Origin of the sequence: Halomonas sp. CnH100-B (assembly GCF_024124605.1) — a bacterium.
Taxonomy (GTDB): domain Bacteria; phylum Pseudomonadota; class Gammaproteobacteria; order Pseudomonadales; family Halomonadaceae; genus Vreelandella.
Genome location: NZ_JAMXRX010000001.1, coordinates 189206 through 203749, shown reverse-complemented (window position 1 = coordinate 203749; position 14544 = coordinate 189206). Strand labels below are relative to the sequence as shown.

11 protein-coding genes are annotated in these 14544 nt (G+C 60.3%); 3 read left to right on the top strand and 8 right to left on the bottom strand.

The window, feature by feature from the left end; all coding sequences use genetic code 11:
* The first annotated feature begins 93 nt into the window (after window positions 1-93).
* Window positions 94-945, top strand: a complete 852-nt coding sequence (locus NH398_RS00815) for a DUF6694 family lipoprotein (protein ID WP_366069871.1) — start codon at window positions 94-96, stop codon at window positions 943-945.
* Window positions 946-1025: 80 nt separating this feature from the next.
* On the opposite strand, the gene serB is transcribed toward NH398_RS00815, so the two are convergent.
* The 5 genes from serB to pgi form a co-directional block, all read right to left on the bottom strand.
* The gene (gene serB / locus NH398_RS00810) at window positions 1026-1943 is read right to left on the bottom strand and encodes a phosphoserine phosphatase SerB (RefSeq protein ID WP_253015898.1); all 918 of its coding nucleotides are present in this window, start codon (window positions 1941-1943) and stop codon (window positions 1026-1028) included.
* A 3-nt stretch (window positions 1944-1946) separates the two neighbouring features.
* Window positions 1947-4202 (bottom strand): DNA topoisomerase IV subunit A, encoded by a 2256-nt coding sequence (gene parC, locus NH398_RS00805; protein WP_253015896.1) that lies wholly within the window; start codon window positions 4200-4202, stop codon window positions 1947-1949.
* A gap of 75 nt (window positions 4203-4277) precedes the next feature.
* The gene (locus tag NH398_RS00800) at window positions 4278-6245 is read right to left on the bottom strand and encodes a methyl-accepting chemotaxis protein (protein WP_253015894.1); all 1968 of its coding nucleotides are present in this window, start codon (window positions 6243-6245) and stop codon (window positions 4278-4280) included.
* A gap of 120 nt (window positions 6246-6365) precedes the next feature.
* Complete coding sequence (parE, locus tag NH398_RS00795) at window positions 6366-8261, bottom strand: DNA topoisomerase IV subunit B (RefSeq protein ID WP_253015892.1); 1896 nt, start codon at window positions 8259-8261, stop codon at window positions 6366-6368.
* A 183-nt stretch (window positions 8262-8444) separates the two neighbouring features.
* Window positions 8445-10148, bottom strand: a complete 1704-nt coding sequence (pgi, locus tag NH398_RS00790) for a glucose-6-phosphate isomerase (RefSeq protein ID WP_253015890.1) — start codon at window positions 10146-10148, stop codon at window positions 8445-8447.
* A 114-nt stretch (window positions 10149-10262) separates the two neighbouring features.
* Here pgi and cmoA point away from each other — a divergent pair, with 114 nt between their 5' ends.
* A complete protein-coding gene (gene cmoA, locus NH398_RS00785) occupies window positions 10263-11006 on the top strand; it encodes a carboxy-S-adenosyl-L-methionine synthase CmoA (RefSeq protein ID WP_253015888.1) in 744 nt (247 codons plus the stop codon).
* A gap of 1 nt (window position 11007) precedes the next feature.
* Window positions 11008-12018: a tRNA 5-methoxyuridine(34)/uridine 5-oxyacetic acid(34) synthase CmoB gene (gene cmoB, locus NH398_RS00780; protein WP_253015886.1), complete on the top strand. Its 1011-nt coding sequence runs from the start codon at window positions 11008-11010 to the stop codon at window positions 12016-12018.
* Between the two features lie 42 nt (window positions 12019-12060).
* Here the strand turns inward: cmoB and NH398_RS00775 are convergent, their stop codons facing one another.
* The 3 genes from NH398_RS00775 to NH398_RS00765 all read right to left on the bottom strand — a co-directional run bounded on the left by NH398_RS00775 (window position 12061) and on the right by NH398_RS00765 (window position 14490).
* Entirely contained in the window at window positions 12061-12735 is a 675-nt protein-coding gene (locus tag NH398_RS00775; RefSeq protein WP_159342621.1) for a zinc metallopeptidase, read from the bottom strand.
* A 73-nt stretch (window positions 12736-12808) separates the two neighbouring features.
* A complete protein-coding gene (locus NH398_RS00770; protein ID WP_253015884.1) occupies window positions 12809-13927 on the bottom strand; it encodes a phosphatase domain-containing protein in 1119 nt (372 codons plus the stop codon).
* Window positions 13927-14490, bottom strand: coding sequence for a type 1 glutamine amidotransferase domain-containing protein (locus tag NH398_RS00765; protein WP_253015882.1), 564 nt, complete (start codon window positions 14488-14490; stop codon window positions 13927-13929). Before NH398_RS00765 ends, NH398_RS00770 begins: the two co-directional genes overlap by 1 nt.
* Window positions 14491-14544 lie beyond the last annotated feature (54 nt).

Genomic DNA, 14544 nt, shown 5'->3' with positions numbered 1-14544 from the left:
GCGAGCGGTATGAAGCGCGCTCAACAGAAAGTAGTGGCGAATGCCACTTTCCGGTAAGCTCTTGCCGATTGATTTTACGAGGTGAGGTACATCATGTGGCGCCTACTCAGGCTATCTGCACTGTCATTATCTGCTCTGGTGCTGGCAGGCTGCTCCGATCCAACCGTCGACACCAGCTCTATGCCCGCTGCGGTGGTCTCGATCGAAGAAGTGCGTGAGTCGCTGCCCACCTACAAGCGCGACGAGTTCGATACCGCGCTCAAGATCATTGCCATGTCATCGTTTAGCGGTATCGATCTTTTCAACCCACAGCGCATGAACGCGGCGGAAATTGCCGAGTCGGCCAATGCCTACATGCATGGGTTGACGGGGGATGAAATCATCGAGCGTGCCGATAACATGCTTCGCGAACGGCGCGCACGTGAGCGCGAGCAGGCACTGCGCACGCTTAACCGGCTAGAAGCCAAACAGGCCAGCGCCAAGCGTGACCAGGAGCGTTTAGCGCAAATTCGTATCGACAGCGCTCGCTACTATCTCAGTACCAGCCCCTACGGCGCACTAGAGCCGGTGATCGAGCTGACGGTCACGAACGGCGGGGACCAGCCCATTTCAGAACTCATGCTGCACGGGCTACTGGAAAGCCCCGACCGGGAAGTCGCCTGGGTGGATGAAACCTTCTACTACGTGATTTCCGGTGGCCTTGCTCCTGGTGAGAGCGACACCTGGAGCCTGGCGCCCAATCGCTTTGGGCCTTGGGGCAACGATCAGATTCCCCGCAATGCCGAACTGTCGCTCACGCTGTTAGGCGTCAACGATGCCGACGGTGAGCCGTTGTGGAATGCGCCCCCGCTGACCGAGAGTGAGACCGCGCGGCTTGAGTCGCTGCGAACCGAGTACGGCGGCATACGCCCCCAAGCCACGGACGACCAAGCCGCTGACAGCTAAGCGACGCGCAGGTGATCTACAAAAACGGCGGTGCTAACCAGCACCGCCGTTTTACGTTGACCCGCGTCGTCTGGCTTAGATTAGGTTAGCTCAGCGTCGCTATAGCCAAGCAGGTACAGCACGCCATCCAACCCCGCGACGGAGATCGCTTGGCGTGCTTCAGCACGCACCAACGGTTTAGCACGGAACGCCACGCCCAATCCCGCCGTTGCGAGCATTTTCAGGTCGTTCGCACCATCGCCGACGGCAACGGTTTGCGCCAGCGGCACGCCTTCGCGCTCGGCAATCTGCGTCAATAGCGCCGCTTTACGCTCGGCATCGACGATGGGTTCCTGAACTGCGCCGGTCACTTTGCCTTGCTCGATGACCAGTTCGTTGGCATGAATTTCGTCAAACCCAAGCCGCTCTTGAAGGTAGCGGGCAAAGTAGGTGAAGCCGCCGGACAGAATCACCGTCCGGTAACCCAAGCGCTTCAAATTCGCCATCAAGCGTTCGACACCTTCCATCAGCGGCAGCTCTGCAGCAATACTGGCCAGCACCGACTCCTCCAGGCCCTCCAGCTTGCTCATACGCTCTCGAAAGCTGGCCTTGAAGTCCAGCTCGCCGCGCATGGCCCGCTCGGTCACGTCTGCCACTTCTTGACCTACGCCATGGCGACGGGCCAACTCGTCGATCACTTCCGCTTGGATCAACGTGGAGTCCATGTCGAAACAGACCAGGCGCGGCGCATCCGTTGGTCGGGGTGATTGCACGACGAGATCCACACCGTGGGTGTCACCCAGCGCCAGCGCCGCTTGGCGCAGTGCCGTCAGCGATTCGGGCGCGCCACTCGCGTGAAGCTCCAGGCAATCCATCGCGCTGCCCTGTACCGTGTCCGCCAGCGTCTGGCGACGCTCCTCCTGTAAACCGAACTGCTCCATGAGCGACGCCACGGCAAGCTCTACCGTCGCCGTCAGGCGCGGCGCCAACAGCGTGACCACCACATTTCCGCGTGCCATCCGTTACTCCCCTGCTTCTAAACGATCTACTTTTTGGAAACCACGCGGCAGCTTGCTGCCCCTTCTGCCACGCTCCCCGCGATAATATGCCAGGTCATCCGCTTTGAGGGTCAGTTTGCGCTTGCCCGCATGAATGATCAGCTCGCTGCCTTCGGCCACCACGGCAATATCCCGCACGAACTCTTCCCGCCGTGCGGCGCGGGGGCCGGGGATATCAAGCATTTTGTTGCCTTTACCTTTGGCCATCTCGGGCAACTGATCCAGAGGAAACAGCAGCAAACGACCTTCATTGGACACCGAGGCTACCCAGAGCCCTTCGCCTTCCGGCACCTCGATGGGGGGCATGACGCGACAGCCTTTGGGCACGCTGAGCACGGCTTTACCCGCTTTGTTCTTGCCGGTAAGGGCTTCGAGCTGAGCCACGAACCCGTAGCCCCCGTCGCTGGCAAGCAGGAAGCGTTTGGTGGGCGGCGCGAGCATCAGACCCGCCATCTGCGCCCCCGCTGCCACGTTCACTCGCCCGGTCACCGGCTCGCCCTGGCCACGGGCACTGGGCAAGTTGTGTGCTGCCAAGGTGTAGGCGCGGCCGGTATCGTCCAGCAGCACCAGCGGCTGATTGGTTTTACCTCGGGCTGCTAAGCGGAAACTATCCCCCGCTTTGTAGGAGAGCCCTTCGGGGTCGATATCGTGGCCTTTGGCAGCACGAATCCAGCCTTTATCGGACAGCACCACGGTAATCGGGTCGGCCCCCAGCAGTTCCACTTCAGAGAGCGCTTTGGCTTCGCTGCGCTCCACCAGCGGCGAACGGCGTTCGTCGCCGTGCTCTTTACCCGCTGCGCGGATCTCTTTCTCGATCAGCGTGGTGAGCTTGGCTTCGCTACCCAGCAGCCCCTGCAGGGTTTTACGCTCTTTTTCCAGCTCATCCTGCTCGCCGCGAATCTTCATCTCTTCCAGCTTGGCAAGATGGCGCAGACGCAGTTCAAGAATGGCTTCGGCCTGGCGCTCGGTCAGGCCAAACGCGCTCATCAGCGCAGGCTTGGGCTCATCCTCTTCGCGGATGATACGGATCACCTCATCGATATTCAGGTAAGCGGTCAGTAGGCCTTCTAGAATATGCAGGCGATCTTCCACTTTGCCTAAACGATGCTCGAGGCGGCGACGCACGGTGGCACGGCGAAACCGCAGCCACTCACCCAGCATATCGGTCAGCGGCATCACCCGTGGGCGGCCATCCAGGCCGATCACGTTCATGTTCACCCGCACGTTCTTTTCCAGATCCGTGGTGGCGAACAGGTGCGCCATCAGCGCTTCGACATCCACACGACTTGAGCGCGGCTCGATGACTAGGCGGGTCGGCTCTTCATGGGTCGACTCATCGCGCAGGTCGGCCACCATAGGCAGCTTTTTCGCCTGCATTTGCGCGGCGATCTGCTCCAACACCTTGGCACCGCTGACCTGATAGGGCACGGCGGTAATGACGATGTTGGCGTCTTCACGTACGTAGCGGGCGCGTAATTTGACCGAGCCTCGGCCAGTCTCATAGAGCTTACGCAGATCCGCTTTCGGCGTGATGATTTCTGCATCCGTCGGGAAATCCGGTGCAGGCACGAACGCCATCAAATCCGTCGTGGTGGCCTCGGGATGACGCAGCAGGTGGCAAGTGGCTTCCACCACTTCCGAGACGTTATGGGGCGGAATATCGGTCGCCATGCCCACCGCAATGCCCGTGCCGCCGTTGAGCAGCACGTGGGGCAACCGCGCGGGCAGTACTACAGGCTCTTGCATGGTGCCATCAAAGTTCGGCGCCCACTCCACGGTGCCCTGGCCCAGCTCGCTGAGCAGCACTTCGGCAAATTTGGAGAGCTTGGCCTCGGTATAGCGCATGGCGGCGAAAGATTTCGGGTCGTCGGGGCTTCCCCAGTTACCCTGGCCATCCACCAGCGGGTAGCGGTAGCTGAACGACTGCGCCATTAGCACCATGGCTTCGTAACAGGCGCTATCCCCGTGGGGGTGGAACTTACCAAGCACGTCACCGACAGTACGTGCCGACTTTTTGTACTTGGCATTGGCATGCAGCGCCAGCTCGCGCATGGCGTAGATGATCCGCCGCTGGACGGGCTTCATGCCATCGCCAATGTTGGGTAAGGCGCGGTCTAGAATGACGTACATCGAGTAGTCGAGGTACGCTTTTTCGGTGTAATCGCGTAGGGACAGACGCTCGACGTCGCCCTCCGCTACTTGAATATCCATGTCGATCATACTCTACCTTGACAACAAAACCGCCCCTGGCGGGGCGGCTAAATAAGCGGACTTGCGGCCACTCAAGAGGGCGCGCTAAGTAAGATGCCTGCTTTCCTGCTCACTGTGCGGCAATGCACGGGAGTGACTCTCGCCCTGCGCACTGCCATGAAACTCATCCAATAGCCCTTTTAGACGCTGCGCTTGCAACGAAAGCTCATTGGCCGCTCCCGCCGCTTGGCTAACCAGCCCGGCATTTTGCTGGGTCACGGTATCCATCTGCGTCACGGCCCGGTTAATCTCATCAATGCCGTTGGTTTGTTCGCTGGAGGCTTGGCTGATCTCGCTGATCCGCGCGGACACCTCCTCGATCGACGAGACGATCTCTTTCATCGCCGCTTCGGCCTCGTCGGCATAGCCACTGCCAGTAGCGATTTGCTCGGACGTGGTCTTGATCAAACCGTTGATATTACGCGCAGAGGCGGCACTTCGGGAGGCCAGTTCGCGTACCTCACTGGCGACCACGGCAAACCCACGCCCGTGTTCGCCGGCGCGAGCCGCCTCGACCGAGGCATTCAGCGCCAAAATGTTGGTCTGGAACGCAATGTTTTCGATCACTTGAACGATAGAAGCCACCTCGACCGAGCTTTCATTGATGCTTTCCATCGATTGCGCCAACCGCGATACCTGCTCACCGCCGCGCTTCACTTTCGCCGCTGACTCCTTCACGCGCTGGTCCGCCTCTTGGGCATTATCCGCATTCCGCTTCACCGTCGCCGCCATCTGCTCCATGGTCGAGGAGGTCTCTTGCAGCGACGCGGCCTGCTGCTCCGTGCGGCTCGACAGTTCGTTATTGCCAGCGGCGATCTCAGACGATTCGCTGGCAATGGCATCCGCCACCCCGCGCACGTCACCGAATAGGCGCTGGAGCTTCTCGGAGTAGCGGTTCACTGCACGGCGCAGTTCACCAATCTCATCGTCGCGGTAAATGGTCAACTCACGCCCGCCATCGTTCTGACCGAGCTGATCAATTTGATGCGTGGTACTGCGAATTTGCGCCAGTAGAATGCGGCCACCCCACCAGCCAAGCCCTAATAGCAGCGCCAACAGCGGCAAAATGAACAGCAGCAAATCACGGGTCAGCGTTTGCGCTAGAGCGGTCACTTGGTCACTAGGTGTCACGAGCCCGAGTGTCCAGCCCGTAGTGGGCATATCGAACAAACGCACTTCAGCCGGGCTTGCCAGCACTCCCGCACTCTCGACGCTGGTTTGCGCTTGCCCTGCCTCCAACGCTTCCACTACCGGCGTTAGCCAAGGTTGGTTGCTAGCAACGCCTGCAAGGCTTTGCATCTCATCCGACGACTGCTCCACGCCGGGGAGATCGATGATGTTACGCTCGCTATCGAGCACGAAGGCGTAGCCTCCCGTGCCTCCGCCGTTCTCTGCCAAGAACGCCGCGACACCGCCTAGCTGCATGTCGATGGTAGCGACACCGGCAAAGGCCTCATTGCTGTAGTACGGTACGCTACAGGTGACCATGGCGACCCCGGTCGCTGGGTCACGGTAAGCCGCCGACCAAACGCACTGCCCTGGCGTGGCATCGCGAGCGCTGCTGTACCACGCTTCCTCGTGATAAGGGGCCGCGCTGGGTGCATTGTAATCGTCCAGAAAGTCCAGCCCGCCCTGGCCGTTACGCGCCCAGAAAAAACTAAATTTATCGACGCCGGGTGCAAACGCGCTTGGCTCTGGCCAAATACCGCCACCGGCGATAGTGCTATTGCCATTGTCGTCCACCACATTGGGCAGCGCTTGTCGGTAGAGGGCGTCATCCAGCGGTAGCGATTCGGCCAGTGCGGCAAGGCTCGAAGTAGTGCCTTCTACTCGCGCTAACTGGCCATTGAGGGCATTGACGATGGCGCCTCCGGTTCGGTCAATCAGCGACTCGCTGGCTTCAATGACCAGCGGCTGTCCCCGCCACGCCATCACCCCGTAAATACCCGCCCCCATCAGTAGCGTGAGCACCACCGCCGATAACGTCAATTGCCGTGAAATTGAGTTAAACAAAGCCCGTCTCCCATACGTGAGCGCTTGACACGCGTTTTCGACTAAATGCCTATGGTTAGACTATCGGCCAGTTGGCGGTAGACTCCAACAACGCACCGTTAACGTTTGCCTGCTTGCGAATTACACCTCGATATCGGCCAAGTTACCGTAATCTTCTAACCACTTTTTACGGTCGCTGGCGCGCTTTTTGGCCAGCAGCATGTCCATCATTTCCAGAGTGCCATCGCCTTCGTCCAGCGTGAGCTGAACGAGACGGCGGGTTTCTACGGCCATGGTGGTTTCGCGCAGCTGTAGCGGGCTCATTTCACCCAGGCCCTTGAAGCGCTGGACGTTGGGCGTGCCCCGCTTTTTCGCTAACTGTTTCAAAATGGCGGCTTTCTCGCTCTCATCCAGGGCGTAATGCACCTCTTTCCCCAGATCGATCCGGTACAGCGGCGGCATGGCAACGAAGACATGCCCTGCATCGACAAGGGCGGGGAAGTGTTTGACAAACAGCGCGCAGAGCAGCGTAGCGATATGCAGACCGTCGGAGTCGGCATCCGCGAGGATGCAGATCTTGTGATAGCGCAGCTTTTCGAGGTCGGCGCTGCCCGGGTCGGCACCAATCGCCACGGCAATATCGTGAACTTCCTGGGAGCCGTAAATATCGTGGGAGTCCACTTCCCAGGTATTGAGGATCTTACCCCGCAGCGGCAGGATGGCCTGGGTGTCGCGGTTACGCGCCTGCTTGGCGCTCCCGCCGGCCGAGTCGCCCTCCACCAGAAACAGCTCGCTCAACGCCGGGTCTTGCCCCGAACAATCCGCCAGCTTGCCGGGCAGCGCCGGACCGGAGGTCACTTTCTTACGCGCGACCTTCTTCGACTTCTTCTGGCGCTGCTGGGCCGCGCTGATCACCAGTTCGGCAAGCTGTTCGGCCTGCTCGACGTGATGGTTCAGCCACAGCGAAAAGGCGTCTTTGACCACGCCTGAGACAAACCCGGCAATGGTGCGCGACGAGAGGCGCTCCTTGGTCTGTCCTGCAAACTGTGGATCGAGCATTTTCACCGAGAGCACGAAAGAGGCGCGCTCCCACAAATCGTCGGCAGTGAGCTTGATGCCGCGGGGCAGCAGGCTGCGGTATTCACAGAACTCCCGCAGAGCGTCTAGCAGGCCGGACCGAAAACCGTTGACGTGGGTGCCACCCTGGGGCGTGGGAATGAGGTTGACGTAACTTTCGAGGAGCGCCTCGCCACCTTCCGGCAGCCACTGAATGGCCCAGTCCACGCCGTGCTCGTCGTCACTGAAGTGGCCTACAAACGGCTCCTTGGGCAGCACCTCATAGCCATCGGTGGCTTCGGCCAGATAGTCGCGCAGGCCATCGGCGTAGGCCCACTCGGTTTTGGTGCCATCCGGCTCGACCAGGGTGACCGAGAGCCCTGGGCAAAGCACCGCTTTGGCGCGCAGCAGGTGCTTCAGTTTGGATAGCGCGAGCTTCGGGCTGTCGAAGTAGCTTTCGTCGGGCCAGAAGCGTACCAGGGTGCCGGTGGCACGTTTGGCGGCTTTGCCGATTTCATGCAGCTCTTCGACCTTTTCGCCGTGCTCGAAGGCAATGGCGTGGCGGGCACCGTCGCGGGTCACTTCGACTTCCAACCGTCGAGACAGCGCATTGACCACCGAGACGCCCACGCCGTGAAGGCCACCCGAGAACCGGTAGCTCGACGAGGAGAACTTACCGCCCGCGTGAAGCTTGGTCAGGATGAGCTCGACCCCGGAGACGCCGTGTTCCGGGTGCAGGTCGATCGGCATGCCGCGGCCGTTATCCTGGACTTCGATGGCTCCGTCGCTGTGAAGCACCACGCTGATGCTCGAAGCATGACCCGCCAGCGCCTCGTCGACACTGTTGTCGATGACCTCTTGGGCGAGGTGATTGGGACGTGAGGTATCGGTATACATACCGGGACGCTTTCGCACCGGCTCGAGGCCTGAGAGAACCTCGATCGAACTCGCGCCGTACTGGGAGGCATCAAACTGGGTCATGTAACGTCGGTTCCTGAAAAAACGTACTGAACAAAAGCGTACAGGCGGCCTGGTTGGGTGCCGTACAAAGGCAGTCACTAGCCCTCTTAACGCGAAAGGCACACCGGAAGAGACCGCGCATAAAGGTACACAGGATAGCGGAAAAGCAAAAAGCTGTATATCCAGCCATATAGATCGAGCTGCCTACGCCTGCTCTGCGGCCCAAAACGCCTCGATGAGACCGCGGCTAGAGGCGTCCATTCGGCCAATGTCGCCCTCTCCATCAATGATGGCCTGGGTATCGGTGGCAATTTGCTTGCCCAGCTCGACGCCCCACTGATCAAAGGGGTTGATGTCCCATATCACTGCCTGTACGAACACCTTGTGCTCGTAGAGCGCAATCAGCGCACCGAGGGTCGCAGGCGTGAGCTTGTCTAGCAGCACGGTGGTCGAGGGCTGGTTGCCACGATAGCGCTTGTGTTCGGGACGCGGGCCATTCTCCTCCAAAGCATCGTCCCCCAGCATCAGTACGCGGGATTGGGCAAAGCAGTTGGCCAGCGCCAGACGATGCTGAGCCTTCAAGTGGCGGCGGGTGTCTGGGTCGTCCACCTCATCGTAGCGCTTCAAGGGCGCGATAAAGTCGCATACCACCGGCTGGGTGCCTTGGTGCAACAGCTGGTAAAAGGCGTGCTGGGCGTTGGGGCCCAACTGGCCCCACAGCACCGGACAGGTGGAGTAGTTCACCGCCTGGCCCTGGCGGGTCACGGACTTGCCGTTGGACTCCATCTCGAGCTGTTCGAGGTAAGCAGCAAAGTACTCAAGCCGCCCGTCATAGGGCAGAATCGAGTGGGCACGAATATCCAAGAAGTTGACGTTCCAAATACCTGCCAACCCTAACAACACCGGCAGATTGTCCTCTAGCGGCGCCTCGCGAAAATGGCGATCCATGGCATGGGCGCCCGCCAGCAGCTCGCGGAAGTTCTCCATGCCGATCACCAGCGCAATCGGCAGGCCAATGGTGCCCCACAGCGAGTAGCGTCCGCCAACCCACTCCCAGAACATCAACTGGTGGTCCGGAGTAATCCCCCAATCGCTCATCTTGTCGGGGCTGGCCGATACACCGATGAAGTGCTGGCGCAGGATGAGCGCCTCGCTAATCGGTTTGGCATGGGGGCTGGCGTCCGGTAGGTCGGCGTGCTGGGTGAGCCGACCAATCAGCCAGTCGCGAGCGGTGTTGGCGTTGGAGAGCGTATCGATGGTGGTGAACGACTTCGACGACAGCACGAATAGCGTGGTTTCGGGGTTGAACCGGCTGAGATAATCCGCCAGTTGGGAACCATCCATCGTGGAGGCAAAATGCACCTCCACCGGGTGAATATCGCTGGAGCGGTAGTCTGCCAGCGCATGAGTAACCATCAGCGGCCCTAAATCCGAGCCGCCCACGCCTAAATTCACCACGTGACGAATAGGCTTGCCGGAGGCCCCGCGCCACTGGCCCGCATGTAGCCGCTGCACCAGGCGCTCCATTTGCGCCAAGCTGTCATGCACGGCCCCGACGATATCTTCGCCTTCCACGTCCAGGCTCGCATCCGCAGGTAGGCGCAAGGCGGTATGCAGCGCCGGGCGGTTCTCACTGACGTTCACCCGCTTACCGCTCAGCAGCGCCTCGATGGCCCCTGGCACGCCCGCCTCTTGAGCCAGCGCCAGCAGGTGCTCCAGCGTATCGTCGTCCCACCGCTGCTTGGAAAGATCGAGAGTGAGCCCCGCCACCTGACGCGTAAAGTGCTGCCAACGGCTGGGGTCTTCCCCAAACAGGTTCTTCAAGTGGACATGTTTAAGCGCTTGCGCATGCTGCTGTAACGTTTGCCAAGCGGGAAGCGTATCGGGAGTTGCTGTTGCTGAAGCCATGTGCCCTCTCCTGTGGCGTCGTTCCGTGAGGCAGGAATCTGAATGGATCAGGCCTGTTCTGCGCTAACAAGGGCGCGTAAACTACGCAACCTCATTAACCATCCTGGCTTGCCCATGAGTGATGCATCTTACCGCGACGCTATCTTTTCAACACCCCTAGACAAGGTGGCTAGGTTCTCTTTCGATGAACAGGTCGTCGCGTGCTTCCCCGATATGATCCGCCGCTCGGTGCCCGGCTACGGCCAAATCCTGGGTATGCTGAGCCTGATTGCCAAACGCCATCTGCGCCACGGTGCCCATGTTTATGATCTGGGCTGCTCGCTGGGCGCATCCGGACTCGCCCTGGCAGGCGCTCTACCCGCCGATGCGTTCCGCTATACCGGTATCGACCTTTCTCCGGCCATGGCGGCCCGGGCGAAGCAGACCTTTCTCGATGAGTGCCCCGAGCACGCCATGCAGGTGGAAGAAGCCGATATTCGTACCTACGAGTATGCGCCTTCGGGGATGATCATTCTCAACTTTACGCTGCAGTTTTTGCCACCGGCCGATCGTGATGCGCTGCTCAAGCGGCTTTACGACACGCTCGAGCCCGGCGGCGTGCTGATCTTGTCGGAAAAGACCGTCGATGCCGACGAGCGTGATAACGCTTGGCGGGTCGAGCGCTACCACGATTTCAAGCGTGCTAACGGCTACAGCGATATGGAGATCAGTCAAAAGCGCACTGCCCTTGAGAACGTACTGATTCCTGACACGCTGGATGCCCTGCACGAGCGTTTGTCGCTGGCGGGTTTTCCCCGCGCCATGACCTGGTTCCAGTACCTGAACTTCACCTCGCTGATCGCCTTTAAGGAGGGTTAAGGTGGCGCTACTCCCCGACGATCATCGCGTGCTGTATCAAGCGTTTTTAGATCAGGCCACTCAAGATGCCACGCTCACGCCCTGGCTTGCCAAACTCCCCGAGCAGCTCGCCAGCGGGCTGGACCGCCAGCGCCACGGCGATCTCTCCGCCTGGGAAAAAGCCGTGGCCAAGCTGCCGCCATTGCCGGAAGAGCGCCGTGTGGATCTAAACAGCGACACGCTAACGGTAGACATCGATCTCACCGACAGCCAGCAGCGCCAGTGCTTCAACCTGCTGCGCAAGCTGGCCCCGTGGCGTAAAGGGCCGTTCAACCTGGGTGGTATCGAGATCGATACCGAGTGGCGCTCCGACTGGAAATGGCAGCGTGTCGCTCCGCATCTTGCACCGTTGAAATACCGCAAAGTGCTGGATGTGGGCGGTGGCAGCGGCTATCACGCCTGGCGGATGGCAGGCGCAGGCGCGGCTTTCGTGTTGGTGATTGACCCTTCGCCACGCTTTTACTGGCAGTTTCAGGCGGTGCGCCACTTTGTCGGCAACGCCGATGACGGCCGCACGCAGTTTCTGCCGGTGGGTATCGAAGATGTGCCCGAGAACCTAGGCTTCTTCGACACGGTGTTCTCCATGGGCGTGCTGTACCACCGCCCCTCGCCGCTCGAGCACCTGCAGCAGCTAAAAGGTGCACTGGCCCCTGGCGGTGAGCTAGTGCTGGAGACGCTGGTAGTGGAAGGCGACGAGCAGACCGTATTCGTACCCGGCGAGCGCTACGCCGCCATGCCCAACGTCTACTTTTTGCCCTCCTCCAAAGCGCTGTGCCACTGGCTAGAGCGCTGCGGCTTTACCAACGTGCGAGTGGTGGATGAAGCGGTGACGACACTCGATGAGCAGCGCTCCACCGAGTGGATGACCTACCAGTCATTGGCGGACTTCCTCGACCCGGATGACCGCAGCCGCACCATAGAAGGCTACCCCGCCCCACGCCGTGCGGTGATTCTGGCGAACAAGCCGGAGTAGTGAGTGATGGCCGCCCAGCACTTTTAGATCAGCACTTTTCAATCAGCGTCTTAAAATCACCAGCCAGCGGCCCAGGTTCATCACGCTGGCCAGTGACGCCGCCACATAGGTAAAGGCACAGGCGGTGAGTACGTGGCGGGCACCGGCCATATCGGCAGGCGGCACGTACTCTTTCAACAGCGGCAACGCACGATTAAAGCTGGCATCGAACTCCACCGGCAGCGTGACGAGATGCACCAGCGCCGCCGTGCCGAAGCTAATCACCGCCATCACGATAATCATCGCAAGCCCGCCGGGTAGCCGCGTCAGCAGGAACAGAAATGGCGCGGCCATCATCAAAATCGCCCCTAGCTTTTCGGCCTTTTGGGCCACCCGTACCAAACGGCTGCGGGCCAGCAGTGGCGCATAACCTTCGTGGTGCTGAATGGCATGACCCACTTCATGGGCGGCAACGGTCACCGCCGTCAGCGAACGGCCATCGTAGTGATCGGGCATTAAGCGTACACAGCGTGCCTCGGGGTCGTAATGGTCGCCCTGCTCGGTGCGCTCTACCCGCACGCCCTCCACACCCATGCGGCGTATCAGGTGTTCGGCCAACTCCGCGCCGGTGCCCGGGTAGTCGTCGCGGCCTCGGGTATGGCGCTTTAATACCCATTTTGCCCATAGGTTGGGCAGCACGAAGATGGCCAGCGCCAGCACGATTAAGAGGATGAGCATCACGACACCGGAACCCGCCAAGTAAGAGAGACATCAACGCTTAGTTTTACCACGAATGGCAGGGGAACACAGCTTAGGCGGGCTCGTGACGATGGGCTTCAACGTCGCGCTGTACAGCCTGCAAGCCGCGCGCTGAAATATCCCCTTGGGCGTGAGCATGCTCGGCAATCAAAATGCTGTCTGCCGCCAAGACCAGCTCACACTCGGTGTGAGCCAATTCATCGCGCAAGCGCTGGATGGCGGCTTCACGCTGTGGGTCGCTATCCACACGGCGAATGTAGATCGCTTTGATCCGATCCGGGTAGGCTTTGACGACCTCCGTGTAGACCTCGGGATCATGCTGACCGCTATCGCCAATCAAAATACACGGCATGTCGTCATACAGCGCCAGCATACGGTCGATGAGCTCACGCTTGTGCGCTTCTGCCCGGCGCGGCCACGGCTTACGCCATGAGATGCCCCACTCCCGCAAAAACAGAATCGGCCCAACCGGGATCCGGTTCATTTGGAAAAAGGCTTCCAACATTTCATAAATGGCCCAGGGGCCACGGGAAACGTAGAGAATCGGTCGTTCGCCCTTTTCGGTCTGTCCACGGTAAAGCGCTTGATAGAGCGACGCGACGCCAGGGAAGGCCGTCCGCCGGTGTGGCTTGCGGACGAACAGTCGATAGAGCATCTTGAGCTTTTCCGCCACGCCGGTGAACATCACCGTATCGTCGATATCGCTGATCACCAGCAGATCCGCTTCGGGAGGCGGAACGTACACCTCGACGCTCGTGCGGATGGGCGGATGCCCCTGGGCGTGTACCAGGATATCGGCTCGATGCCAGGAAACGTCGACCGGCAGCGGCGTCGTGACAGGCAGGTGTGCATCGAAGTAACCGTCTCTGTCGGTGGTCAAGCAGAGCGCGTTATTCCCAATCCGGATATCGACTTTGGCACCGGCAAGTCCGCGACGGAAGACGCGGCGCGCCACGTCGGCGGTATCGCGCAGCATGCCGCGTCTAGGAATGGCGCGGCCGAGCGCCGCTTGGCGGAACACTCGGCCCATGACGAAGATTTCCCGCTGAGAACCGTAGCCGCGATAGGGGTGTACCATCATCCCACTGCGGCCACTGTCCCGCTTCATCGGTTTTGCAATAACGTGGGCAAGCCTTTTGGCAAAGCTTGCCCACTGGTGGTACCACGCCATTAAGCGTGCTGGCCTGAGTGACGCCCTTCCTGCAGCTCTTCCAGCAGTTTGGCGTTGAAAGCATCCAGGTCTTTAGGAGTACGGCTGGTCACGAGGCCGCTATCGACCACCACTGGCTCATCCACCCAATTTACACCGGCATTACGCAGGTCTTGGGCAACGCTTGGCACGGAGGTCATTTTGCGCCCGTCGACCACGCCTGCGTTGATCAAAATCCAGGGGGCATGGCAAATGGCGGCAACCGGCTTGCCCGCTTGGAAGAACGCTTTGACGAAGCTCAAGGCGTCGTCATTTAGGCGGAGCTCATCAGGATTGAACAAGCCGCCTGGGAGTACCAGCGCGTGATAATCCGACTCGTTGACGTCGGCCAAGGCTTTGTCGGCGTTGTAAGTATCGCCCCAGTCAGTTTCGGCCCAGGCGCGAATGCCCTTACCCTCCGGCGACACGATATGCACCTCGACCCCTTCTTTCTGAAGCGCCGCGCGAGGCACGCTCAGCTCGGACTCTTCGAAACCGTCGGTGGCTAAAATAGCAACACGCTTACCGTTCAGTGCTTGATTCATCATGCTCTCCTTTTCGTGATGAGTGTGCGTCTACAACGCCTCTCCCAGTGTGGC

Coding starts and splice junctions, on each gene's coding strand:
- NH398_RS00770 (WP_253015884.1), bottom strand. CDS start 13,927: ATGGCGTGGTACCACCAGTGGGCAAGCTTTGCCAAAAGGCTTGCCCAC.
- serB (WP_253015898.1), bottom strand. CDS start 1,943: ATGGCACGCGGAAATGTGGTGGTCACGCTGTTGGCGCCGCGCCTGACG.
- parC (WP_253015896.1), bottom strand. CDS start 4,202: ATGATCGACATGGATATTCAAGTAGCGGAGGGCGACGTCGAGCGTCTG.
- NH398_RS00815 (WP_366069871.1), top strand. CDS start 94: ATGTGGCGCCTACTCAGGCTATCTGCACTGTCATTATCTGCTCTGGTG.
- cmoA (WP_253015888.1), top strand. CDS start 10,263: ATGAGTGATGCATCTTACCGCGACGCTATCTTTTCAACACCCCTAGAC.
- pgi (WP_253015890.1), bottom strand. CDS start 10,148: ATGGCTTCAGCAACAGCAACTCCCGATACGCTTCCCGCTTGGCAAACG.
- NH398_RS00775 (WP_159342621.1), bottom strand. CDS start 12,735: ATGCTCATCCTCTTAATCGTGCTGGCGCTGGCCATCTTCGTGCTGCCC.
- parE (WP_253015892.1), bottom strand. CDS start 8,261: ATGACCCAGTTTGATGCCTCCCAGTACGGCGCGAGTTCGATCGAGGTT.
- NH398_RS00765 (WP_253015882.1), bottom strand. CDS start 14,490: ATGAATCAAGCACTGAACGGTAAGCGTGTTGCTATTTTAGCCACCGAC.